The following is a 5,032-nucleotide window of genomic DNA, read 5'->3' as shown; positions in this document are numbered from 1 at the left end:
TAACTAGCACTACTAACAAGAAAAAAGTAAGGAAACCACTTAGGCGTGATTTCCTTACTTTTTTCCTGTGCTATTTTTTTTCTGCAAGCCAGCGCGCAAGATTGGCTACTTCCTCCTCTTTCAGTTGTGTTTTGAAAGCAGGCATCATGCCGCCGCCACTTTCTATTTTCTTGAAAATTTGTTCATCAGATAGTTTAATACCGACTTTCTGTAGATTAGGCCCAGCACCTCCTTGAAGATCGGTACCGTGGCAGGACATGCAATTTTGCTTAAAGGTCGTTTGTGCCAAATTGGCATCTAAAGTGCCTGCGGGCATCTTGGACGCTACTTCTGTTTTCTGCTCTGAAGATTTATGCGTTGCTGCTCTATCAAACAAAATGCCTAAACCCATTACAGCCACCGTACAAAATAGTGCGAACATAGTCCATTTTTTCATTTGAGTTGATTGCTCCTTTATGTTTAATAGTTAATGTATGAATTACTTTTTATCCTTGTATTATAACTATTCAGCTTTAAACTGCCATGCCTCGAAAGGGCTAGGATACTCGAAATGATAAGTAAGTAGCCCTTTCGAGGCATTTGGAAATTGTCAGGATTGCGTATAGTTAAGAAAAAATCATACCAAGGGAAAGGTGAAAAGTATGACTTACAAGCAAATTAAATGGTTAATATTAGTCCTTCCATCACTAACACTTACGATATGGGAGTACTCGCGCCATCATATTTTCCTCGATCATATGTCCATGGAAGTGGGAAACTGGCTTTCTCCAGTTATTGAACTGGCAGTTAGTATTACTTTCTTATTAAAGTTGTTCTCTATGCTAGAAGCTACACAAGACGAGTTAAATCGGGAGCGATCCAAACAGGCTGCATTGAAGGAACGAGAGAAAATAGCTCGGGAGCTCCATGACGGGATCGCACAATCTTTATTTCTTATGTCTTTAAAAATGGATCAGTTGGAACAATTGCAGCAGGATCATGAGCACACGGAACATACGAATGGATTAAAGAAAACGGTTCATCAAGTGAATGAATATGTAAGACAGGCTATTTCAAACTTGCGATATCCGAATGATCCGGAAAATCTGCCATGGATGCAATTTCTGGAAAGTATGGTGACTGATTTTACAGCGGAGACGGGAATCGTTGTAACGTGGAATTGGAAGTTGTCGGAAGAGAAGTTCTCGACTAAAGAAAAAGTAGAATTATATGCATCTATCAGAGAGGCTCTTTTAAATGTCCGTAAACATGCAAAGGCGCAAAAAGTATGGATACAGGCTGAAGGATACAATGGAAATTCGTGGTGCTGTGTTGTGGAAGACGATGGAGTGGGAATTTTGAGCGATCCTTACAGCTATCAGGATCGCTATGGCTTGAAAATTATGAAGGAAAGAGCACTTGAAATGGGCTGGAAGTTACAAATCAAGCGCGATCTTGGAAGAACAAAGGTTGAAATACGAAAAGGGGAAGTCTAGGATGCTTTAGATAGTTTTATTAAATCTTTTTCAATTAAATTGTTATCCATGCCTTCGCCCATATCATAAATTTTACGAATGCTGCCTTCTTGGTCAATTAGAAACAAAGAGCGAATCGAATGAGCGAATTGGCCGTCTTTTTGTTTGACTGCCATGATTCCAAAATCATTCGCTGTCTTTATAACGTCAGTCTCATTTCCTCTAAGCAGAGTATCACCTAATTTGACCTGATCTCCCTTCAAATTTTGCAAACTAAATTCGGGAGCATCTTTTATTTTTGGTAATGGATCCGTACCTCTTTGAACCCAGTAAATTGCACATACAATAATGACAGCAATCAAAGCTAACGTAATTATGCGTAATGATAGTTTCCTATTCGATGTTTGCACGAATCTCTTCCTCCTTAGTTTGGTTCCACTTTAAATTGTGTTGTTGGCATTGTATGCATGCCTGCTGCTGAGGTATGAGAAATCACGCTGTAAGTACCTGCTTTAGTAAAGGTTTTGGTTATTGCATAAACACCATCTGATTTTTTAGAGCCTTTAATTTTTTCATGTTCGCCGGGTTGCCCTTCTTCCCAAATTTCGAAGGTCACATCATTTGCTTTTTTAACGTTCACGCCGTCCTGCTTAATGGTTGCGATAACTTCCACTAGCTCTTTGATTTTCGGCAGCTCGGGATTGATTTTCACATTAACTTCAATCATTTTCATTGCGTTGTGATCCATGCCTTCCATGTCCATGTCACTATGATTTGATCCCTGACATCCTGTTAACATGACGCCAAACAGAACAAGCATGTACAATTTTTTCATATTAAATCATTCGACTCCTTCACAATTATCTTTTCTTTGTCATTATAACCACCTTTGCCAACGATGCCATGACTATAAAGTGCTATTGAATTATAAATAAGCAGCAAACTCTAGACTTTTTTTGCTCCAATATATGCTTAATAGCTCTTTTGAGTCATTTTGAAAAGTTTGTAATTGAGTATATTAGTACTAGGTGAGTAGGAAGGAGAGTACAGTGACATTTGGAACACTAATGGATCTATTCGGTTTTGAAGCATTATTCACACCAGAAATTCTTTTGATCGTTGGGCTTGTTGGGACGTATTATTGTATGACTGTAGAAGCAGAAAGTAAACACAAGTTGCTCAATCAATCTGAGAGACGAAAACGCCGCATCTATTTCTTAGTAGGTTGTTTCTTGTTCTACATTGGTTTTGGAGGCCCTTTAACAGTTCTTGGGCATCTGTTATTCAGCGCTCACATGCTTCAGCAATCCATTTTATATTTGGCAATGCCGCCTCTTATATTAGCAGGCTTGCCTGAAGGCTTTTATCATAAAATAATGTCTAATCGTGTGTTCGGTTTCGTTATTAGACTGTTCACACAACCAATACCGGCTTTGTTGATGTTCAATTTCTTTTTTTCTATTTATCATTGGCCTCCTATATTCGATATGGCGATGTCTAATTTTCTAGCACATAACATCTCTCACTTGCTTTTGATGGCAACTTCCTTTTGTATGTGGTGGCCTTTGATATGTCCGATGCGTGAATATGGAGCTATGTCAGGTTTGAAAAAGATAGGTTATATCTTTATGAATGGCTTATTACTGACTCCAGCGTGTGCGTGTATTATTTTTTCTCAGTCTACACTTTATAAATTGTACACCGAAGGCTCGCATATTCTTTGTACGCCATTCTACTTCACAGAAGTGGATATCCCTCGTTTAATTGATTTCCTTACTCCCTATGCGGATCAACAGCTAGGTGGAGTTATCATGAAGATCATGCAGGAGTTGATTTATGCTACTGTACTTGGGCTTGCCTTCTTTCAATGGTATCGAACAGAGCGAAAAGAAGAGATTGAGTTTGTTTGATGTTTTAAGAAGGGAGTATTTAAAATGTTACTGAAGACGTTTGGCGGTTATCTCAGTTTATTCTTAATCATTGTTTTAACAGCTTGTGGTTCTAGTACGAAAGATCAGCATTCGGGACATGAGATAAGTACTTCTATAACTAGTCCGTCTGTCTCAATCAGTGTAAATAGTGCTGAAACTTTATATAAGGGCAATTGTATGTCTTGCCATGGCGGAGAACTCCAAGGAAAGATTGGTCCTTCATTGGCGAAAGTTGGTGGGAAGCTTAGTAAAGATCAACTTGCGGTAAAGATTAAAAATGGAGGCGGGGGCATGCCTGCATTCAAGTCAATGCTGAAAGATCCAGAGATCCAGATGCTTTCTGAATGGCTCGCTGCCAAAAAATAAAATGCAAAAAAACGCCATATCCAATGGTATTGGAGAATGGCGTTTTTATTATTAGATTATTAATTGACTACTTCCATTCGGTATCCAAGGCCCCAAATGGTTCTAATCATTGACGCTGCAACTGGTGAATAGATATATATTTTTTCACGTAAACGTTTGATATGGGTATCCACTGTTCGTTGATCACGATTCTCTTCGTAATTCCATAATTCCTTTAAAAGCATCTCACGCGTACAGATTTTTCCAATATGAAGGGAAAAATATCGTAAAAGCTCGTATTCTTTTAACGTAAGAGTGATCTCTTGACCATCTACAAGTACCCTTCGCGCGTGTTGTTCAATTGTTAGATATGGAAAAATGATTTGATCATTAAATTGAGGCTGCTTGTCCCAAAATTTATTCGATAGCGTTCTTTTTAAAATCGCTTTGATTCGAAGCAACATCTCTCTAGGACTAAAAGGTTTGCTTATATAATCGTCTACACCTGCCTCAAAGGCGAGAATAGGGTCTGACTCATCGTTTTTTGCTGTAATCAAGATGACAGGTGTCTGTTTAAAATTTCTCAATGTTTGACAAACCTCTAGTCCGCTAAGCCCAGGCAACTCCCATTCCATAATAATGAGATCATAATCACAGTCTAATGCGTTCATAAGTGTTTGTTCGCCGTTGTCTATCTCGTCAATAATGGCATGTTCAGTTTCTAAGTACATACGAATTAATGTGCGCGTTCGCTCATCAGCATCTGCAATTAATATTTTATAAGTCAATTGAGTCATCATTCTCACCTCTTATTGTTGTTCATTGTATCTCTAAGAAGATGTGATGGCATGACTCAAAGGGGTCATTTATCAGACAAATCATTGAACATATGATGGAGGCTTTGTGAACATTGAATTGTAAACTTAAAAATTGACCTTCTATATTGAAAATGATCAGTAAAATATAAAACCAACTGGCAAGAATTCTTCACATTATTCCCGTTAAATAGCACTTTGGAGTCATCTCTTACCCTACATATTGCTATATGATCAATGGCATATGAAACTTAAAGGGGTGCATTTTATTGAATCGTTTAGGGTTAATCATTGTAAGTACATTCGTGTTATCAACAGTCGTTATGGGTTGTTCCTCTTCGAAGCAAACGGAAACTTCTTCTCCTAACCCTACTGTAACTGAACAGACGACGCTAACTAAACCTGTAAATAGTATTGCTCCGCTGAATGGAGATTCTATAACTTTCAAAGACAGTACGAAACAAGAAATAACATTAAAGGACAAACC

The 5,032-nt window shown here is 38.2% G+C and carries 8 protein-coding genes; 4 read left to right on the top strand and 4 right to left on the bottom strand.

The window, feature by feature from the left end:
• Positions 1–70 precede the first annotated feature (70 nt).
• Positions 71–436, bottom strand: a complete 366-nt coding sequence (locus AC1DUA_RS30235) for a c-type cytochrome (RefSeq protein WP_477503264.1) — start codon at positions 434–436, stop codon at positions 71–73.
• A gap of 205 nt (positions 437–641) precedes the next feature.
• On the opposite strand from AC1DUA_RS30235, the gene AC1DUA_RS30230 reads away from it, so the two are divergent.
• Positions 642–1,475, top strand: a complete 834-nt coding sequence (locus tag AC1DUA_RS30230) for a sensor histidine kinase (RefSeq protein WP_477503263.1) — start codon at positions 642–644, stop codon at positions 1,473–1,475.
• Here AC1DUA_RS30230 and AC1DUA_RS30225 read toward each other — a convergent pair.
• Positions 1,472–1,864 carry a hypothetical protein gene (locus AC1DUA_RS30225; protein WP_477503262.1) on the bottom strand — a complete coding sequence of 131 codons (393 nt, stop codon included), beginning with the start codon at positions 1,862–1,864 and terminating at the stop codon, positions 1,472–1,474. The two genes, AC1DUA_RS30230 and AC1DUA_RS30225, sit on opposite strands and share 4 nt — an antisense overlap.
• A 14-nt stretch (positions 1,865–1,878) precedes the next feature.
• Positions 1,879–2,289, bottom strand: a complete 411-nt coding sequence (locus AC1DUA_RS30220; RefSeq protein ID WP_477503261.1) for a FixH family protein — start codon at positions 2,287–2,289, stop codon at positions 1,879–1,881.
• Between the two features lie 214 nt (positions 2,290–2,503).
• On the opposite strand from AC1DUA_RS30220, the gene AC1DUA_RS30215 reads away from it, so the two are divergent.
• Complete coding sequence (locus AC1DUA_RS30215; protein ID WP_477503260.1) at positions 2,504–3,364, top strand: cytochrome c oxidase assembly protein; 861 nt, start codon at positions 2,504–2,506, stop codon at positions 3,362–3,364.
• Positions 3,365–3,388: 24 nt separating this feature from the next.
• Complete coding sequence (locus tag AC1DUA_RS30210) at positions 3,389–3,751, top strand: c-type cytochrome (RefSeq protein WP_477503259.1); 363 nt, start codon at positions 3,389–3,391, stop codon at positions 3,749–3,751.
• A 59-nt stretch (positions 3,752–3,810) separates the two neighbouring features.
• Here the strand turns inward: AC1DUA_RS30210 and AC1DUA_RS30205 are convergent, their stop codons facing one another.
• Positions 3,811–4,527 (bottom strand): response regulator transcription factor, encoded by a 717-nt coding sequence (locus AC1DUA_RS30205; protein WP_477503265.1) that lies wholly within the window; start codon positions 4,525–4,527, stop codon positions 3,811–3,813.
• 287 nt (positions 4,528–4,814) lie between these two features.
• On the opposite strand from AC1DUA_RS30205, the gene AC1DUA_RS30200 reads away from it, so the two are divergent.
• Positions 4,815–5,032, top strand: a 218-nt coding sequence (locus AC1DUA_RS30200) for a hypothetical protein (protein WP_477503258.1), incomplete at its 3' end; no start/stop codon positions are given.

This window comes from Paenibacillus sp. 01T422 (assembly GCF_056398785.1).
The sequence above is the reverse complement of the archived record's forward strand: the minus strand, read 5'-3'. Positions and strand labels throughout refer to the sequence as shown.